This window comes from Candidatus Villigracilis sp. (genome assembly GCF_057083605.1).
Map to the genome: position 1 here is coordinate 93875 of NZ_JBXMTI010000112.1, position 19918 is coordinate 113792.

General features: G+C 48.9%; 16 protein-coding genes and 1 riboswitch. Of the genes, 6 read left to right on the forward strand and 10 right to left on the reverse strand.

All coding sequences use genetic code 11. The features are described from left to right. Nucleotides 1–11 precede the first annotated feature (11 nt). The 5 genes from AC14M5_RS16360 to ilvD all read right to left on the reverse strand — a co-directional run bounded on the left by AC14M5_RS16360 (nucleotide 12) and on the right by ilvD (nucleotide 7089). Nucleotides 12–1649: a 2-isopropylmalate synthase gene (locus AC14M5_RS16360; RefSeq protein ID WP_484030759.1), complete on the reverse strand. Its 1638-nt coding sequence runs from the start codon at nucleotides 1647–1649 to the stop codon at nucleotides 12–14. Nucleotides 1650–1750: 101 nt separating this feature from the next. Beyond that, nucleotides 1751–2803 (reverse strand): ketol-acid reductoisomerase, encoded by a 1053-nt coding sequence (ilvC, locus tag AC14M5_RS16365; protein ID WP_484030760.1) that lies wholly within the window; start codon nucleotides 2801–2803, stop codon nucleotides 1751–1753. Between the two features lie 199 nt (nucleotides 2804–3002). Beyond that, nucleotides 3003–3563 carry an acetolactate synthase small subunit gene (ilvN, locus tag AC14M5_RS16370; protein ID WP_484030761.1) on the reverse strand — a complete coding sequence of 187 codons (561 nt, stop codon included), beginning with the start codon at nucleotides 3561–3563 and terminating at the stop codon, nucleotides 3003–3005. A 91-nt stretch (nucleotides 3564–3654) separates the two neighbouring features. Then, complete coding sequence (gene ilvB / locus AC14M5_RS16375; protein ID WP_484030762.1) at nucleotides 3655–5346, reverse strand: biosynthetic-type acetolactate synthase large subunit; 1692 nt, start codon at nucleotides 5344–5346, stop codon at nucleotides 3655–3657. 75 nt (nucleotides 5347–5421) lie between these two features. Then, a complete protein-coding gene (gene ilvD / locus AC14M5_RS16380; RefSeq protein WP_484030763.1) occupies nucleotides 5422–7089 on the reverse strand; it encodes a dihydroxy-acid dehydratase in 1668 nt (555 codons plus the stop codon). A 483-nt stretch (nucleotides 7090–7572) separates the two neighbouring features. Here ilvD and AC14M5_RS16385 point away from each other — a divergent pair, with 483 nt between their 5' ends. From AC14M5_RS16385 to metA, 6 genes are all read left to right on the forward strand, one after another. Then, nucleotides 7573–8163, forward strand: a complete 591-nt coding sequence (locus AC14M5_RS16385) for a BglII/BstYI family type II restriction endonuclease (protein WP_484030764.1) — start codon at nucleotides 7573–7575, stop codon at nucleotides 8161–8163. A 3-nt stretch (nucleotides 8164–8166) separates the two neighbouring features. Continuing rightward, nucleotides 8167–8832 carry an MT-A70 family methyltransferase gene (locus tag AC14M5_RS16390; RefSeq protein WP_484030765.1) on the forward strand — a complete coding sequence of 222 codons (666 nt, stop codon included), beginning with the start codon at nucleotides 8167–8169 and terminating at the stop codon, nucleotides 8830–8832. A 327-nt stretch (nucleotides 8833–9159) separates the two neighbouring features. After that, on the forward strand, nucleotides 9160–10602 hold the full coding sequence (locus AC14M5_RS16395) for an aspartate kinase (RefSeq protein WP_484030766.1): 1443 nt from the start codon (nucleotides 9160–9162) through the stop codon (nucleotides 10600–10602). Between the two features lie 148 nt (nucleotides 10603–10750). Next, a complete protein-coding gene (gene asd / locus AC14M5_RS16400; protein ID WP_484030767.1) occupies nucleotides 10751–11800 on the forward strand; it encodes an aspartate-semialdehyde dehydrogenase in 1050 nt (349 codons plus the stop codon). Nucleotides 11801–11825: 25 nt separating this feature from the next. Continuing rightward, a riboswitch (SAM riboswitch) is annotated at nucleotides 11826–11942 on the forward strand. A gap of 280 nt (nucleotides 11943–12222) precedes the next feature. Next, nucleotides 12223–13506 carry an O-acetylhomoserine aminocarboxypropyltransferase/cysteine synthase family protein gene (locus tag AC14M5_RS16405; protein WP_484030768.1) on the forward strand — a complete coding sequence of 428 codons (1284 nt, stop codon included), beginning with the start codon at nucleotides 12223–12225 and terminating at the stop codon, nucleotides 13504–13506. 165 nt (nucleotides 13507–13671) lie between these two features. Beyond that, a complete protein-coding gene (metA, locus tag AC14M5_RS16410) occupies nucleotides 13672–14589 on the forward strand; it encodes a homoserine O-acetyltransferase MetA (protein WP_484030769.1) in 918 nt (305 codons plus the stop codon). A gap of 44 nt (nucleotides 14590–14633) precedes the next feature. Here the strand turns inward: metA and AC14M5_RS16415 are convergent, their stop codons facing one another. From AC14M5_RS16415 to AC14M5_RS16435, 5 genes are all read right to left on the reverse strand, one after another. Continuing rightward, on the reverse strand, nucleotides 14634–15221 hold the full coding sequence (locus AC14M5_RS16415; protein WP_484030770.1) for a dihydrofolate reductase family protein: 588 nt from the start codon (nucleotides 15219–15221) through the stop codon (nucleotides 14634–14636). A 20-nt stretch (nucleotides 15222–15241) separates the two neighbouring features. Further along, nucleotides 15242–15640 carry a DUF1801 domain-containing protein gene (locus AC14M5_RS16420; RefSeq protein ID WP_484030771.1) on the reverse strand — a complete coding sequence of 133 codons (399 nt, stop codon included), beginning with the start codon at nucleotides 15638–15640 and terminating at the stop codon, nucleotides 15242–15244. Between the two features lie 11 nt (nucleotides 15641–15651). Beyond that, nucleotides 15652–16260: a DUF1801 domain-containing protein gene (locus AC14M5_RS16425; RefSeq protein WP_484030772.1), complete on the reverse strand. Its 609-nt coding sequence runs from the start codon at nucleotides 16258–16260 to the stop codon at nucleotides 15652–15654. 12 nt (nucleotides 16261–16272) lie between these two features. Then, nucleotides 16273–17598, reverse strand: coding sequence for an MFS transporter (locus tag AC14M5_RS16430; RefSeq protein ID WP_484030773.1), 1326 nt, complete (start codon nucleotides 17596–17598; stop codon nucleotides 16273–16275). Nucleotides 17599–17661: 63 nt separating this feature from the next. Next, nucleotides 17662–19911, reverse strand: coding sequence for an ATP-binding cassette domain-containing protein (locus tag AC14M5_RS16435; protein WP_484030774.1), 2250 nt, complete (start codon nucleotides 19909–19911; stop codon nucleotides 17662–17664). Between the last annotated feature and the right edge of the window lie 7 nt (nucleotides 19912–19918).

Sequence of the window (19918 nt, forward strand, 5' to 3'; positions counted from 1 at the left end):
TGACATGGTCTTCATCCCAACATCACTCCAAAATCATTCGGGACTTTTTCATATACTTCGGTCTGCGCGATGATGAGTTTATTTAATGCATTGATATAAGCCTTGGCGCTGGCAACGATAATATCCATGTCTGCGCCGTGACCGCCATAGACGCGCGCATATTCAACTTCACTTTGCGCGTCCATTGTGGTCGAGCCGTTATCACTTTGAATGCGGACAGTCACTTCGCCGAGTGCGTCAATGCCCGCAGTGATGGCGTGGACGTTGAACTCAAGCAAGGTACACGGAACATTGATAATTGAATCAATCGCCTTATAGGTTGCATCAACAGGCCCTGTGCCAATCGCGGCCTGAGTTTGGATCACGCCATCAGGCCCGCGCAAACGAACAGTTGCGGTAGGCATCCCCATAGTGCCGCATGAGACTTGCATCCCATTGATCAAATAGACATCCCGTGGACGATAAAACTCATCGGCAATGACGGCTTCGAGGTCAAGGTCAGTGATGGATTTCTTGCGGTCTGCAAGTTCCTTGAAACGTGTGAAGGCTTTATCGAGTTCAACTTCATCAAGTGAATGACCCATCTCGGCGAGTCGGTTACGCAATGCGTGGCGGCCTGAATGTTTGCCGAGTACAAGTTTGGTTTGATTCACGCCGACATCTTCGGGACGCATGATCTCATAGGTGGTCTGATGTTTTAACATTCCGTCCTGATGAATGCCAGCTTCGTGCGCAAACGCATTGGAACCAACAATCGCCTTATTCGGCTGAACAAGTATGCCCGTGTAATTGCTGACGAGTTTGCTAATGCGCGAAATTTGTTTGGCTTCGATTCCTGTTTCAAGTTGAAAAACAGGATGCCGAGTCTTCAACGCCATCACAACTTCTTCAAGCGATGTGTTGCCCGCGCGTTCGCCAATCCCATTCATGGTCACTTCGGCCTGACGCGCGCCCGCTTGGATCCCCGCCAATGTATTCGCGGTTGCGAGTCCGAGATCATCATGGCAATGCACTGAAACAGTAATGCCATTATGCATGCCAGGCGTGTGCTTGATAATGCCATCAATTAATTTATAAAATTCATCGGGCGTTGTGTATCCCACAGTGTCGGGAATGTTCAACGTGGTTGCGCCAGCCTTGATGGCTTCACCCAAAACCACATATAAAAATTCAGGGTCAGAGCGGCCTGCATCTTCTGGTGAAAATTCAACATCGGCACAATATGATTTTGCATACGCTACCATTTCTGAAACACGCTGTACCACCTCTTCGGAATCCATTTTCAATTTGTGCTTCATATGGATTTCAGAAGTCGCAAGAAAAGTATGGATGCGCGGCTTCTGCGCCTCTTTGACAGCTTCCCAAGCTTTATCAATATCGGATTTATTTGCGCGCGCCAATCCTGCGATAACGGGGACTCTCGCATCCACCTCGCCGATAGCTGGTTGCCCAACTTCAACAGCGATTCGTCTGACGGCTTCCAGATCATCTGGCGAGGCTGCAGGGAATCCAGCTTCGATAATATCCACGCCGAGACGCGCGAGATGATGTGCAATTTCCAGCTTCTCAGCAGAAGTCATCGTCGCGCCCGGGGATTGTTCACCATCTCTTAATGTAGTATCAAAAATACGAACGTAATTACTTGTCATGAAATCAACTCCAGTAGGTCACGCTAAGTGCCCAGATATGGGTATGAAGCGTGACGCCACATACTATTTCACAAGTCACGTTACAAACGTGACCTACATATCTATTTCTTCCAATTCTCAGGCCTCAATGAACGCACCGCCGCACCGGCTTGCCACATTTCAGAATCATGGAAGGCGGCTAATTCTTCTTCCAATTTTTCGCGATAGTCTGCGCGACTATTCGCTTCGAGAGTGATGCGTGCTTCATTACCAGTGACCACGGATTCATAGAGCGCATCAAACACAGGAGCAACCGCATCGCGGAAGCGCGGATGCCAGTCCAGTGCGCCGCGCTGGGCGGTGGTGGAACAATTGGCATACATGAAGTCCATGCCGTTCTCGCCGACGAGTCGGATCAGGGATTGAGTCAGTTCTTCGACAGTTTCGTTGAAGGCTTCAGATGGAGAATGTCCATGCTTGCGCAGGACGTTGTACTGCGCCTCCATCACACCAGATAATGCGCCGATGAGAACGCCGCGTTCGCCTGTCAGATCGCTATACACTTCATTCTTGAATGTGGTTGGAAATAAATATCCCGCGCCGATGGCAATGCCCAAAGCAATCGCGCGTTCATTTGCACGTCCCGTGTGATCCTGATGGACAGCATAACTGGCATTGATTCCGCTGCCCGCTAAAAAGTTACGGCGAACGCTTGTGCCTGAACCTTTCGGCGCAACGAGAGCCACATCCACATGCGGCGGAGGGACAACACCCGTATCATCTTTGAATGTGACAGAGAAGCCGTGCGAGAAATACAGCATATCGCCTTCGTTCAAACATTCCACAAGCTTCGGCCATTGCGAGCGCTGCCCTGCATCTGATAATAAATATTGAATGACAGTCCCCTTTTCTGCGGCTTCTTCCACATTAAATAATGTCTTGCCTGGAACCCAGCCATCTGCAACAGCCTTTTCCCAATTTTTCGTCCCTTCGCGCTGACCAACGATTACGTTGATCCCGTTGTCGCGCATGTTCATCGCCTGAGCAGGTCCCTGCACACCATAGCCAAGCACAGCCACAACTTCATCCTTCAATACTTCACGCGCCTTCTCAAGCGGAAATTCATCGCGTGTGACCACTTCCTCTTCCGTACCGCCGAAATTTATTTTTGCCATGATTACTCCTTATAATTTTTATAAGCTGGTGGTTGAGTAGTTCCGAGCCGCTTTTGGCGAGGAACGTACCGAAACCACCATGTTTTCAAGTTACTTCTTGTTCACCATTCACTTGTTGGTTTCGATACGCCCCTCAAAGCCTGTCCTGAGCTTGTCGAAGGAAGCATTCGGGGCTACTCAACCAACGGAGTATGGTTGCTCACGGCGCCATCGCCGCCAACTCATCCACATCTTCAAAACGATTGCCTGTAACACCGGCCACACGGCGCACGCCGTCATTGACTCCGCGCGTCATGGAGACTTGCCCCGTGCGAACCATTTCCACGATGCCCAGCGGACGAAGAAGCTCGATCATGCCTTCGATCTTGTCTTCTGTGCCAGTGATCTCAACGATGACCGAATCAACAGCCACGTCCACGATGCGGGCGCGGAAGATTTCGGCGAGGCCATTAACTTCGGCGCGTTTTTCGGGGCCGACCTTTATTTTGATCAGAGCCAGGTCGCGGGTCACCGAAGGTTGATGCGTGACGTCTTGCACATCGATCACATTGACCAGTTTATATAGATTCGCTTCGATCTTGTGCGCATCCATATCGCCGTTGGGACAATCCACAACAACGGTCATACGTGAAATGTCAGGCTTCTCGGTGCGCCCAACCGCAAGTGATTCAATATTGAAATTGCGGCGGCGGAACAAGGAAGCCACGCGATTTAGAACGCCAGGTTTATTTTCTACTAGTGCGATGAAGGTGTGGTTCATTTGATTCTCCAATTCTGATCCGCAGATTTACCCGATTATGCAGATTTTTATTTTTTGATCTCAATCTGCTAAATCTGCGTAATCTGCGGATTTATTTCTCGACACGAACAGGTCTCTGTATCATCTGATCCAACGACGCGCCTGCGGGAACCATGGGATACACGGCTTCCTCCTGTTCCACGCGGAACTCCAACACAACCGGGCCAGGAGTCTTGCGCGCCCATTCAATGGCCTCGTTAACTTCTTCGCGCAGGGTCACGCGCCTTGCAGGGACTCCGTGTGCCTCGGCAAGTTTTACAAAATCAGGCGAAAGCATGTTGACAGCGGAATAACGCTTCTCAAAGAAGAACTCCTGCCATTGGCGCACCATGCCGAGAAAACTGTTATTCATGATCGCCACTTTGACATTCGCGCTCTCCTGCACAGCAGTCGTCAATTCGGCAGCGGTCATCTGGAATCCGCCATCACCAGCAATGGCCCAAATCTCCTGATCTTTCGCCGCGAACCATGCGCCAATGGCTGATGGCAGACCAAAGCCCATCGTGCCTGCGCCGCCTGAGGTGAGCCAGCGATTCGGTTTATCCAGTTGATAATATTGCGCCGCCCACATCTGATGTTGGCCGACATCCGTGGTGACGATTGCGCCACCGCCCGTTGCTTTCCAAATATCCGCGATCAAATGCGCTACATACAACTTGCCATCCTCAGGCCAGTTCATGATGCTGCGTGCATCGGCTTCGGTCTTCCAACCGTTAATCTCTTTCAACCATTCATCATGATCATATTCATCCACCAAAGGCACGAGATCAGTGAGAACAGTTTTGAGATCGCCAACGAGCGGAACATCCACTGCCACGTTCTTATGCACCTCCGAAGGATCAATTTCGATATGGATTTTCTTCGCGCGCGGTGCGTAGGTTTTCAACGTCCCAGTGACGCGGTCATCGAAACGCATACCGAAAGCCAGGATCAGGTCAGAGTTTTGGATCGCCATATTCGTATGTACTTCACCGTGCATCCCCATCATGCCGAGGCTCAACGAATGTGATGCTGGAAATGCACCAAGCCCCAAGAGCGTGCTTGCCACAGGCGTTTGAGTCTTGACCGCGAAATTCATCAAGGCTTCTTCAGCTTTGGACATCAGCACACCATGCCCGCATAAAATGACAGGACGCTGCGCCTTCTCGATTAACTTCACCGCGCTTTCCAGTAATTCCCCGGGCGCATGATCAACAGGTTGATAGCCAGGCAATTTCACTTCTTCAGGATAAATAAATTCGGTTTGTTCCACTTGCGCATTTTTGCAGATGTCGATCAGCACCGGGCCGGGGCGACCACTGCGGGCAATGTAAAATGCCTCGCGCACCACTTCTGCAATTTCGTCGGCCCGTGTTACAAGATAATTATGTTTTGTGATCGGCAATGTAATCCCCGTCACATCGGTTTCCTGAAATGCATCGCCGCCAATCAAATGCGCGGCAACTTGCCCTGTGATAAATACAACTGGAACCGAGTCCATCATTGCGGTGCAAATACCCGTTACTAAATTTGTCGCGCCTGGGCCTGAGGTTGCCATCGCCACGCCAACTTTTCCAGAGGCGCGCGCGTATCCATCGGCCATGTGCGCCGCGCCCTGTTCATGCCGCACCAGCACATGATGCACGGGGTAACTCAACATCGCATCATAGATCGGCATATTCGCCCCGCCCGGATACCCAAAGACCACTTCCACACCTTCGCGGGTGAGACACTCCCATAAAATTTCTGCGCCTGTTTTTTTCATACACTCTCCTTGCGTAGGTCACGTTTGCAACGTGACTTACTAAATTGCCTGGATATGTCACGCTAAAAGCGTGACCTACGATTCCAACACCGCGCCCGTATCCGCACTCGTCACAAAATATGAATATCGTTTTAACCATTTGGATGTTGTTTTGGATTGGAATGGAGGCAGCGCATCCAGCCGACTCTGAATCTCCGCGTCGCTTAACTTAACGTTGAGGCTGCGTGCCATTAAATCAATTTGTATTACATCCCCAGCCTTTAGCGCACCAATCGGCCCACCTGACGCAGCCTCCGGCGACACGTGACCAATGCACGCGCCGCGAGTCCCACCGCTGAATCGGCCATCGGTGATGAGCGCAACTTTATCGCCGAGTCCCTGCCCCATAATCGCGGACGTGGGCGATAGCATCTCTTGCATTCCAGGTCCGCCTTTGGGGCCTTCATAGCGAATCACAACGCAATCACCTGCTTTGACCTTACCTGCGAGAATGCCAGTCATTGCATCATCTTGTGATTCAAAAATGACGGCAGGCCCTTCAAACTTCATCATGGCTTCGCTGACGCCGCCCACTTTAACAACCGCGCCTTTCGGTGCGAGATTGCCAAATAAAATGGACAAGCCACCGCGTTTGGAATGAGCGTTGTCATAACGCCGAATTACTTCTTCATCTTTGATATCCACGCTTTGAATAGATTCCCCCAGGGTCATACCGCTCACCGTCAAACGGTCAAAATGCAACATGCCCGTTCCCCATTGGATCTCGTTCAATATGGCAGGGATGCCACCTGCACGATGGACATCTTCCATATGCCATTTGCCCGCTGGACTCACCTTGCAGATGTGCGGAACTTTGTCTGCGACTGAATTGATTCTCGAAAGTGGATAGTCCACGCCTGCTTCGTTGGCTAAGGCTAAAGCGTGGAGAACTGTATTCGAGGAGCCACCCATTGCCATGTCCAGTGCGAACGCGTCGTCTATTGCTTCAGCGGTGACAATGTCTCGCGGCTTGATGTCGCGTTCGATGAGAGTCATCACTTGTGCGGCGGCCTTCTTCGCCAATGCTTCCCGTTCAGGAGTCTTGGCTAAGGCAGAGCCGTTATAAGGTAAAGCGAGGCCGAGCACTTCCATCAGGCAGTTCATGGAGTTGGCAGTGAACATGCCAGAGCAGGAACCGCAAGATGGACAGGCAAATTTTTCAAGAATGGATAATCGCTTTTCATCAATTTTCCCCGCTGAATATGCACCCACGCCTTCAAAGACGGAAATCAAATCAATTGTTTCGCCTTCGGGAGTCATGCCCGCTTTCATTGCGCCGCCCGAAACAAAAATGGTGGGGACGTTGACGCGCATGGCGGCCAGCAACATGCCAGGGACTATTTTGTCGCAGTTCGGGATGCAGACCATGGCGTCAAATCTATGAGCTTCGATCATGGTCTCGACGCAGTCAGCAATTAGTTCACGGGAAGGAAGCGAGTACTTCATCCCCATGTGACCCATCGCGATGCCGTCATCCACGCCGATGGTGTTGAACTCGAACGGTACTCCACCCGCCGCGCGGACAGCATCTTTGACCAGTTTGCCGAAGTCCTGCAAATGCACATGCCCGGGGACAATATCCACATAAGAATTAACAATGGCAACAAAGGGCTTCTTGAAATCGTCATCCTGCAAACCCGTGGCGCGCAGTAACGCACGGTGCGGCGCTTTATCAAAACCTTTTTTGACTGTGTCTGATCTCATGGTGCTCCTTTGGGTTAGACCTGACATGTCTCCGCGAGGAGTTGATCATATTTCGCCTTTGTCCACGCAGAAGTTATTGAACGCAATGGCGCGGATGAGACATGTCAGGTCTTGAAAATTTAATAAAAAAAGAGCCGCCCGTGGTTAGGGCGGCTCTTTGCACTTACTAAGGTGTGATTTGTTACTTCACTCTCACCGTTGCCATCCTAACCGAAAATTGATCCTTAATAATAAGGACCGCAAGGACGACTACAATAAGGGAGAGGCTGAACAAAGACAAATTCATGGGCGTGTGATTTCGCACGATTATAGGCAGAATGGGAAATAAGTCAAGGGGCTGGTGTAGGATTCGGTTAAGGGTAACTGCATTTTTCCGTTCAAGCACAAAGGTTAATTTGCAAAGTATACGTTTATGAATAAACTGAACTGATGTTCAGTTATGATATACTCTCAAAATCAACCCAATTTGAGGATCACAATAATATGGGCACAGATTTACTCCCAAAGTCTATTCTTGATAATTACGAAGTTCATGAATGGAAACATGCTTGTGCTATTCTAAAAAATGATTTCCCTGAAGAATGGGAAAACATTATTGATTTACTTTCTCAATTTGGCCTCTGCAAAAGTTGGATTACAGTGGGCGGGGGCAGGAAATCAAAAGTTTCCGAGTCTATTGATGATTTTTTATATCATCGGGGCTGGATTGAAAAAGAGTTTTCTACTTCAGTCAAGGTTGATGAACATATAATGGATTCCCCTACCCACAAGGTAGATTGTTATAAGAACAAAATTGCACTTGAAATCGAATGGAATAACAAAGATCCATTTTTTGATCGTGATCTCAACAACTTTCGTCTGCTCTTTGATTTAAGAGCAATAAGTGTTGGAATAATCATTACCCGAAGCGATCATTTACAAAATATATTTGATAACTTAGGCAGAGGCTCGTCATATGGAGCATCAACCACTCACATGTCAAAATTGCTTCCCAGGATTGAAGGAGGTAGTGGCGGCGGATGTCCAATATTGGTTTTTGGAATAACTAAAAATTTATATTCTGAGGATTGCTAAATTATGAGCAACATTTTAACACCCGCCCAAGATTTTCTTGAATGCACCAAGGGAAAACAATACACTACAATTCTAGCCGATCCGCCTTGGCAATTCCAAAATCGTACTGGCAAAGTTGCACCAGAGCATAAACGTCTATCTCGGTATAGCACATTGTCTTTAAAAGAAATTAAAGAAATCCCAGTTTCCCTTGTGGCGGCAGAACAAAGTCATTTGTATCTTTGGGTTCCAAATGCTCTTCTAAAAGAAGGTTTAGAAGTACTAAATGCTTGGGGGTTTGAATACAAAACAAATATTATTTGGCACAAAATCAGACAAGATGGTGGACCTGATGGAAGAGGAGTTGGCTTTTATTTCAGAAATACGACTGAGATTATACTTTTTGGGATTCGTGGGAAATTAAGAACTTTAAGTCCAGGAAGAAGCCAAGTAAACATTATTAAAACTCGAAAACGTGAACATTCTAGAAAACCTGATGAACTTTACGAGCTCATTGAAAAATGTAGCCCTAGCCCATACTTAGAACTATTTGCGCGTGGACAAAGAAAAGGTTGGGATCAGTGGGGCAATGAAGTTGAAGATTATTCTCCTTCATGGCCTACATATAATTACACTAGTCAAAGCCCAGAAAAACAATTAGCTATGCAAATCAAAGAAACTGTAAAGTAATTTACTCCCTTGACTCATTCTCCTCACTCGCATAGAATACCGCCCAATATGAATACAGCCCACTTCTACATGACCATGACTATGAATACCTCCCGGACTCCCGTGAGGAATTTACGCGTAGTGTTGGGTAGAAGTAACTGAAATAAAAGTACTCTCAAAACGCACAACGCCTCACGGAAACGTGGGGCGTTTTTGTTTACCTTAACTCATAGACCTGACATGTCTCATCCGCGCCGTTGCCTTCAATGATCATCGCGTGGACAAAGGCCATAGACAATCAGACTTTCGCGAAGACATGTCAGGTCTTAACTACATAAGGAGAAGATCATGCCTAAACAAACGCTTGTGATGAAATTCGGTGGTACGTCTGTGGGTTCAATCGACGCGCTGATGAAGGCGACTCAAATCGTACAGAATGCGCGGGATGAATATCCGCGAGTGGTGGTGATCACTTCGGCGATGTCTGGCGTGACGGACTTGTTATTAAAATGCGCAACGCTCGCTGCACAGGGGAAAACTGATTCGCTTTCGAGCGCAGAGTCCACACTGAGGGAAAAACACTTCTCTGCGGCGGAGGCACTCATCCTGGGCGATGCATTGTGCGAAACAAAAAGTGAAATTGATAAGCTGATCCTCTTGTTTATGGATTTGTGTAAAGCCATTGCTGTGCTGGGCGAAGCCAGTCCACGGGCGTTGGATGCTGTCGCATCTTTGGGAGAAAGGATGAGCCTTCGTTTGCTTGCAGCAGTGATCCATGATGGAAGTATCCGAGTTAGAGCGATTGAATCAACTGAATTCATTGTGACAGATACACATTTTCAAAACGCACACCCTGATTTCAAGGCGACGACTGAAAAAGTGCGCAGGGTTTTGAATCCGCTTTTGGATAAAGGCATCGTCCCCGTGACAACGGGATTCATTGGTGCAACGCCTGACGGTGTCATCACAACGCTGGGACGTGGTGGAAGTGATTACTCCGCCGCGATCATTGGTTCCGTACTACCCGCCGATGATGTCTGGATTTGGACAGATGTGGATGGCGTGATGACTACCGATCCGCGGATTGTGAAAGAGGCAAAGACATTGCCTGAGATCAGTTATGGAGAAATCGCTGAACTTGCCTATTACGGCGCAAAAGTTTTGCATCCGAAGACGATCCGTCCCATTGTGGAAGCAGGCATCGGACTGCGGATTTGTAACACGTTCAATCCATCTCATCCGGGCACACGTCTCACCGCGAACGGACATTCCAATGGAAAAGCTCACAAAGGCGAGCAGGTCATCAAGGCTGTGACCGCCATCCGCAAGCAAAAATTGGTGACCATTGAAGGGCGCGGGATGCTGGGAGTCCCCGGCGTGGCGGCGCGCGCGTTTGGCGCGGTGGCATCCACAGGCACCAGTGTTCCGCTTATTACGCAGGCATCCTCGGAACAGTCCATTTGTTTTGCGATCCCGTCTGAATCTGCGAATCAAGTTTTGGATGCTCTGCAAAGGAATTTCGCCATTGAGATTTCCGAACGTGATATTGACCGAGTCTGGGTAACGGAGGAAGTGGCGATCATCACCGCCGTTGGGTCAGGCACACGCAACACGCCCGGAGTCGCGGGCCAGATCTTTAGCAAGCTTGGGGATAACAATATCAACGTCCTCGCGATTGCACACGGTTCATCCGATGTTTCGATCAGCATGGTGGTCGAGACGAAGGATACAGAGTGCGCGGTGAGGGCGTTGCATGAGTTGATAGTGAATCAACCCCTGGTGGTTGAGTAGTTCCGAGCGATAGCGAAGAACGTATCGAAACCACCAATAAAATGTAAGTTTTTATTTCAAGTACACATGCAATTGGTGGTTTCGATACAGGCGAGAAAAGCATTCGCCCTACTCAACCACCGAGGGATAAATCAAAGGAGTTCTTATTATGAATCAAATCCCCGTAGCGGTGCTCGGCGCAACAGGTTCTGTCGGTCAGCGATTTATTTCATTGCTTGATAATCATCCGTGGTTCAAGGTGGTTGCCCTTGCCGCGTCGGATCGTTCGGTCGGACAAAAATATTCGGATGCCTGTCGTTGGGTGTTGAATGATCCCATGCCTGAATACGCTGGCGATATGATCGTCGTACCTGCCACGCCAGAATCAGTGCAGGCAAAGATCGTTTTCTCCGCATTGCATAATGAAATTGCAAAAGACCTTGAACCGCAATTCGCGCATGCGGGCGCGGCGGTTTGTTCCAATGCATCATCCCATCGACGTGGCGAAGATATTCCATTGCTTCTCCCCGAAGTCAATGCGGAGCATATTCAACTGGTGAAGATACAACGCCAGCAACGCGGATGGAGCGGATGCATTCTCACGAATCCAAATTGCACGAGCACGGGACTCACAGTTGCGCTCAAGGCACTTGATGACGCATTCGGTGTGAAGAAAGTTTTTGCAGTCTCGTTACAGGCGCTTTCAGGTGCTGGTTATCCTGGCGTTTCTTCGCTGGATATTATTGACAATGTGATTCCCAATATCAATGGTGAAGAAGAAAAAGTGGAATGGGAACCGCGCAAGATGCTAGGCAAATTAAATGACACCAAAATTGAATTAGCGGACATACAATTCAGCGCGCATACGAATCGAGTGGCTGTGATCGATGGGCATACGGTTTGTGTCAGCGTGGAGTTGGAAAATTCTGTTAAGCCTGAAGTTGCGATTCAAGCATTACGTGATTATGCTGCGCCGCTATCAGCGAGGGAACTACCATCGTCACCGCGACCAGTGATCAGCGTAAGAGATGAAGCGGATCGTCCTCAGCCAAGACTCGACCGATTAACAGGAAAAGGCATGACGACAGTGGTCGGCCGCTTAAGGCGTGATCCAATCCTTGATCTTAAATTTGTTGTGCTTTCACATAACACGATCCGCGGCGCGGCGGGCGGTTCGATCTATAATGCTGAGTTACTTGTCAACGAAAATCTTTTGTGATATAACCCGCCCAATTAAATATTCGCTCTTATCCAGAGAGACTGAGGGAACGGCCCTTTGAAGTCTCGGCAACCAGACAATAGTTATGGTGCCAAATCCGACAGTGAATGGCAATTGCCATTCAAACACTGGAAGATGAGAGGACGGTATCGTATGTACCTCTTCTTGTACTTTCAGAAGGGGTATTTTTTTACCCTCACCCTGGCCCTCTCCCAAAAAAGGGAGAGGGGACTCCCCTCCCCGCTTTGTGGGGGAAGGGCTGGGGATGAGGGAAAATCACTCTTCTGAAAAGCGGATAAACATTATTTCACCTTGTATCATTCTGAGCGACAGCGAAGAATCTCGAAGATTATCTAAGAGACCCTTCGCTTCTCTCAGGGTGACGCAACAAAAGATGAAACCATATTCAAGAGGAGATTCATATGTCTACAACAGAACGTAAATTTGGATTCAATACAAGGCAACTGCACGCGGGATATGATCCCGAAGGGACAACGGGAAGCCGCGCTGTGCCGATCTATCAGACGACAGCGTATGACCTGCAAAGCACGGATCGCGCTGCGCGTTTGTTTGCATTGCAGGAAGCGGGAAATATTTATACGCGGATTGGAAACCCAACCTCGAATGTGTTGGAAAAACGAATCAATGACCTTGAAGGTGGAGTCGGCGCGGTGGAGACCAGTTCAGGTCATGCTGCGCAGACGACGGCCATTCTCGCGATTTGTGAAGCGGGAGATCACATTGTTTCTTCTTCAACTTTATACGGTGGGACAGTCAGTCAATTCAAATATACATTTCCGCGATTGGGCATTCAAGTAACCATGGTCGATCCATCTGACCCTGATAACTTCCGCCGCGCAATCCAGCCTAATACGAAAATCCTTTATGGTGAGACCATCAGCAACCCATTCGCAAATGTCTTTCCGCTTGAAGAAGTAGCCAGGATCGCCGAGGAATATCACATCCCATTAATGATCGATAATACGGTTGCAACGCCATATCTTTGCCGTCCGTTTGAATGGGGTGCGCACATCATCACTCATTCCACATCGAAATATATCGGCGGGCATGGCACATCTCTTGGCGGCGTGATCGTGGACAGCGGAAAATTCAATTGGGCAAAGAGCAAGCGCCATAAAAACTTCAACACGCCCGATCCTTCATATCATGATGTTGTCTACGCCGAAGATTTTGGTCCGCTGGCATTTATTTCAAAAGCGCGCGCAGGAATTCTGCGTGATCTCGGAACCTGTCAATCACCATTCAATTCATGGATGTTCATTCAAGGCCTGGAGACTCTATCCCTGCGCATGGATCGTCACGTAAGTAATGCACAAGCGGTAGCTGAATATTTATCTGATCATCCAAAAGTGAGTTGGGTCACGTATTCGGGTCTGCCCAATCATCCTGACTATATACGTGCTCAAAAATATTTGCCCAAAGGCTCAAGCGCGGTGTTAGGTTTCGGCGTACAAGGCGGACGTGAGGCAGGCGCAAAGTTTATTGACAGCCTGAAGTTATTCAGTCACGTGGCAAATTTTGGCGATGCAAAGTCGCTTGCCATTCACCCTGCCAGCACAACCCATTCACAGCTCTCAGATGAAGAACAAAAAGCCGCGGGCGTCAGTCCCGATTTCATTCGTCTGTCCATTGGCCTCGAGGATATCGAAGATATTCTCTGGGATATTGATCAGGCGCTTGCATAAAATACTCCGTTGGTTGAGTAGGTGACGATGTACTTCCGTCGCCGTATCGAAACCAACAGTTTTCAAGAGCAATGTTGGAACAAGAATTGCTTTGCTGACTGGTGGTTTCGATACGCTCGCAAAAAACGCTCGCTACTCAACCACCGAGTATATGGAAAGAAAGCCATGCCCGTAAAAATTCCAACCACCCTCCCCGCCCGCGCGACACTTGAACGCGAGAATATTTTCATCATGGATGAAGAGCGCGCCGCGCATCAGGATATCCGTCCGCTGCGTGTTGCGATTCTCAACCTCATGCCAACCAAAGTCACAACCGAAACGCAGCTTCTGCGATTGCTTTCCAACTCCGCGCTGCAAGTGGAAGTCACATTGCTGCACACCGCCACATACGAATCAAAGAATACCGATGCGGATCATCTGCTGGAGCATTACGTTACCTTCAAGGAAATTGAAAAGGAAAAATTCGACGGTCTCATCATCACGGGCGCGCCTGTGGAGCAGATGCCTTTTGAAGAAGTCGAATATTGGGATGAGCTGACTCACATCCTGGATTGGGCTGAGACCAATGTCGAATCCAATTTTTATATTTGTTGGGGGGCGCAAGCCGCGCTGTATCACAAGTATCAAATCCAGAAATATGACCTTCCTAATAAGATGTTCGGAGTCTACGAGCACCGCATCCTCTCCTCGACCGAAAGCCTGCTGCGTGGATTCGACGACATTTTCCTCGCCCCACATTCCCGTCACACCGAGATCCGCCGCGCGGATGTTGAAAAAGTTGATGAGCTAAATATCCTCGCAGAGTCAGATGAAGCAGGTATCTACATAGTCGGCACCAAAGATGGCCGTCATCTCTTCATCACCGGTCACTCGGAATATGATCCGCTCACGCTCAAAGGTGAATATGACCGTGATGTGAGCAAGGGATTACCGATTCACGTACCGCAGAATTATTATCCCAATGATGACCCAACACAAACACCCAACGTCCGCTGGCGTGGGCATGCAAATCTGTTGTATTCAAATTGGCTGAATTACTACGTCTATCAGGTCACGCCGTACGATATAAATCAAATACCCTAAAAAGTTACAGGGCGGTGTAACACCACCCTGTAAACGATTGATGGTTATTTTCTATCAGGCTGATAGCGCATCAAAACAACTCCTGAAGGAAATGTTTTTGTCTCAACGAGTTTTAATCCCTGGTGAAAACCATCAGGAAAAACCTTCTTTCCACTGCCAAGCAAGAGTGGAAAAACAAGCAGATGGTATTCATCCACCAGATTATTCTGTGCCAACGTATGCACCAACACACTGCTGCCATCCACATAAATATCTTTACCAGGCTGTTCCTTCAGCTTGCGTACTTCGTCTACTACGTTCTGGCTGATGAGGGTAGAGTTTCGCCACGCTTTTGCTGATTTCAGTGTGGTCGAGACCACAACCTTGCGCATGTTGTTCATGATGTCGCCAAATGGGTCGCCTGCGGGCATCGGTTCAAATGCCTCGCCATGGGTCTGCCATGTTTTGCGTCCCAACAGAAAGGTATCGCAATGGCTTACCTCCTGCATGAAGTTCGCGCCAATGTCGTCATGCCAGTAAGGCCCTGTCCAACCGCCATGCTTGAATCCACCATCCATGTCTTCATCCACACCGCCCGGCGCTTGCATGACACCATCCAGCGTAACAAATTCAGAAACAACTAGTTTTCTCATTTTAATTCTCCTGTAGTTGATTACTTCTTTTTTCCACCAGACATATTCAGGGCAGCGGCGTTGCGAACCAGTTCCTTCAAGGCAGCTTCATCAATCTTGTCATTCTCACTAAAATCAATGGCACGCGTGGCCTTTGCATCCAGGCCCGCATTGAAGAGTCCTTTTGGGTCATTCAATGAAGCACCTTTGAAAAAGTTGAGCTTCACATGATCCTTGAAGACGCCGCCAGCAACGACATTCCCTTTGTAAGACCAGACTGGGGTATCCCATTTCCATTCCTCGGCGAGTTCAGGAGCGGCATCCAGAATTAGTTTGCGCAAGCGAGTGAGCAATTTGCCGCGCCAGTCGGTGAGTTCTTTAATGTATTTATCGATGCGCTCAGAGGCTGCCATATCATCTTTTGCATCCATTTTTTTCATGACTTCTCCTTTTATTTTTTCTGCAACCTGATCAAATCCTTCAACGCTTTTTCCAGAGTTGCCTTTTTGGCTTTTATATCTTTCATGTTTGAAAAATAAGCCATCCTTCTGTGGTCGTAATCCCTTTCCAATAATTTGCTCTTTACTTTCGATATCATGGGGTTATGAAACACAAGATGAATGCGATTCTTTTCCCACAGGTTAAAGGTAACCAGGTATTCCCTCTTGTAGCTGAAAGATGGTGCGTTCCACTTGATCTCTTCGACGATGTTTTTGTCCACACCTTTGATAATGCTCCGCATCGCTTCAACCTCCGCCTTGAGCGGGTGACTGAGATTCTCGAGGAATTCATCCACCTTATCAGTGCGGCTCACAGGCGAAGCCTTCTTCTTTTTAGGCACGTCATTTGCCGCCTCCGCTTTAAACGATAATCCCTTTTCTTTGAGTGCCTCGCGAAGTTTTCCAAGTGCATTCGGGCCCATACCATGTAATTGACCCAGTTCTGCTTCGGTAACTTTGGTCAACTGCTTGAGGTGAGAATAGCCAGCCGTTTCCAATGCTCGCATGGCCGGGGCACTAATTTTGGGAAACGGACTGGTCTCCTGATTTTTACCTTTCATGATCGCTCCTTTTCAGGACGGTTCCATTTCCAGCACGCTACTACTTGCTTCTGACATATAACGATTCGAGAGCAAGCGATAGTATTTTGTATTCATCGCAATCAAGGTAATAATGAGCCCAATGATGCCTGTCAATGTGAATACGAGAGCAATACCGCGGTCTGCTCCGGTGCCAAACCAGCCGCCGATCAAGTCGACTCCTGCTCCGGTGGTCATGAACGGGATGAAGAAAAGCTCGGTAATAGGACCAATCATAAAGGTCGTCAGAGGCGAAGCGGACATCTCCACACTTTGAGCGAATCCGAAGACCCGTCCCTGCCTTTCCAGCGGAACGACTTTTTGAACGATGGTATGCTCCGCCGCTTCAATGAACGGAACCACGCTGATATAAATGAACATGCCGACGCAAAGAAGCACAATAGACGGCTGGATCGTAAATACACTGGAGATGACCCAGATGCAAATATTGGCGGCAAACATCGCGAATAAGGGATTTTTACCGAGACCCCATTTCGCAATAAAGAGTCCGCCGACGATAAATCCGCAGCTGAGGATCGCCCAAAGCACGCCCCATACCTGAACCGAAACCAGCGACAATCCATAGGCATCCATCAAACCCATAAAAACGCCGCCTAAAAAGTTGTTGAAGGTGGTGAAGAAGATCAGCGCGATCATACCGGGGATGGCGAGGACAACTGCGAATGTACCGCGTAAATCCACTTTGGCAGGTTTTCCATCCAGATGAACGATTTCATTCTCTGGAATTTTCATGGCCGAGAGGTGTGCAATCGAAAGGGCCATCACCACCATGGCGAGGATCAATACCAGATACATACCCGAATGACCGACGAGGAATCCGCTGATGGCGGAAGTAATGAGGAAGATGACGCCTGTGGTCGTGCCAACCAGGCCATTCGCTTTATCCCGCGAATCTTCCGGGATGAGGATAGTGACCAGTGTTGGGAGTGCGATGCCGCGGATGTTGCCCATGATTACTCCGAGCAGAAGAAGCGGCACGAAAATCCAAAGTGTAGGGTTGGTGGGATTCTTCCAGGTCTCGGCTGGGGCGGTCAAGTAGACCACAAATCCGATCGAGTAAATGATCAACGAGACAAAGCCTGAAAGGATCATGATGTTCTTTTTCTTGTTATGGTCGACTAGGCTCCCAAACCAGATGCCTGAAATTGCAACAGCTACCAGATATGTCCCCGAAACGATGGAAGTTGCCGTCACCGAATGTGTTTCAAGAAATATAAAAAATATCAACGCAAACCAGACGGTCATATTGGTGACGTTGGCAAGCAGGGTATTGCCGAGAATTTGATAAAAAGTTTTCATGTATCATCCTTTGAAATTACTTTTCTCATCGAGTCTCCAACTTACGGGTTGGTATTGAGTCCATTAAGTACGCAGGTATTCACTCGTGATGGAATGCTTGGCAGTCAGGAGCTGCTTTGGCGTACCCTCAAACATAATTTTCCCGCCCTTACTGCCGCCTTCGGGACCCATGTCAATGATCCAGTCGGCGTTCTTGATGACGTGCAAATTATGTTCGATGACAACGACCGTGTTGCCCGTGTCCACGAGGCGGTTGATGACTTGCATGAGGTGACCGATATCCGACATGTGCAAGCCAGTGGTCGGCTCATCCATGATGTAGATGCTCCCCTGCTTGTGCAGTTCACTGGCGAGTTTGATGCGTTGACATTCGCCGCCAGATAATGTGCTCAGCGGTTGCCCCAGACTCAGATAGTCCAGGCCCACATCGCTCATGGCTTGCAGTTTTCGCAGGACTTCCTTGAGCTCGAAATATTCGAGCGCCTGTTCCACGTTCATCGCCAGCACATCGCTGATGGATTTGCCGTTAAGTTTGTACGCCAGCACTTCGTCTTTGAAGCGTTTGCCGCCGCAGACCTCACAAGGTGATTTCACACTATCGAAAAATGATAACTCGGTGAAGACCACGCCCAATCCCTGACAGTTTTCGCACGCACCCTTCGAGTTGAAACTGAACAGCGAAGCCTGCACTTTGTTCGCCGAAGCAAACGCTTTGCGGACATCGTCCAGAATGCCTGTGTACGTGGCGGGATTGGAACGACTGTTGACTCCCACCGCAGATTGATCGATCACGATCGCATCGGGATGTTGGTGTTGGAAGACCTCATTGATAAGCGAACTCTTGCCAGAGCCCGCCACGCCAGTGACCACAGTCAACACGCCTGTTGGAATATTCACGCTGACGTTTTGCAGGTTGTTGACCTTGGCATTCTTGATCGGCAACTTGCCCGTCGGCGTGCGAAATGAATCTTTTATCGGGATGGATTGCTGCATGTGTTTGCCCGTGATCGTGTTCGCCTTGAGCAAATTTGTATAACTACCTTCGTAGACGATCTCGCCTCCCTGCGGACCTGCATGCGGACCCACATCCACGATATGGTCTGCCACTTTGATCACATCGGGGTCATGTTCCACGACGATGACCGTGTTGCCCTTGTCGCGCAGTTTCTGCAACAACTCGTTCATGCGATGTACGTCACGTGGATGTAAACCCACGCTCGGCTCATCGAAGATATAGATTACATCGCTCAGGCTGCTGCCGAGGTGTTTAACGACTTTTACGCGTTGCGACTCTCCGCCTGATAAAGTGTCCGTCTCACGACTAAGGCTGAGGTATTCCAAGCCAATATCCACGAGGTTCTGTAACCGTTCGAGAAGCGCTTTGACGATTGGCTCGGCGGCGGGCACTTTGATCTTTTTCACGGCTTCGATCAATTCAGGGATCTCCATGCTCGTCAGGTCGGCAATGTTGTACCCGTTGATCTTGCATTTCAAGATGGTTTTATTCAACCGCGTGCCATTGCATTCGGAACACGGGCCCATCGTCATGTAGGGTTCAATCGACTTCTGGGTTCGTTCAGATTTGGTTTTTAGATCTTGCTTGATGTACTTGTTGGTAAAGCGATTGATGATACCTTCGTAGGTCATGTTGAAGTCTTTCGCACCCACCTTGGTCTTGACCTTGATCGGTTCGCTGTATAACAAGTCGTGCAGTTCTTTCTGAGAATATTTGGATATTTTCTTGTCGGGGTCGAACAAACCCGTATTAATTAAATTACTCCAGTACCAGCTATCTACAGCATATTCATGAAATAGGATCGCGCCTTCATTCAAGGATTTTGATTTGTCCAGGAACTTATCCATGTCCACGTCCAGTTTGCGACCGAGTCCGTTGCAGTTCGGGCACATCCCTTGAGGGTCGTTGAAACCGAATACGTTGGTAGGTCCCACGTGGGGCTGTCCGATGCGCGAAAACATCATGCGCAGGATCGTGTTGATGTCGGTGATCGTCCCAACGGTCGAGTGTGAACCGCCGCCCATCCGCTTCTGATCAACCACGATGGACATGCTCAGGTTCTCGATGGAATCTGCCTCAGGCTGGGAATACTTCGGCAGAAAGTTCCGCACGAACATGCTGAAGTTTTCGTTGAGCAGGCGCTGTGATTCGGTGGCGATCGTATCGAACACAATGGACGATTTGCCCGAACCTGACACCCCGGTAAAGATGGTGATCTTACGCTTGGGGATGCGCAATGACACATTTTTGAGATTGTTTTCGCGCGCGTTGCGTATTTCAATATATTCCTGGGGCATGATTCCT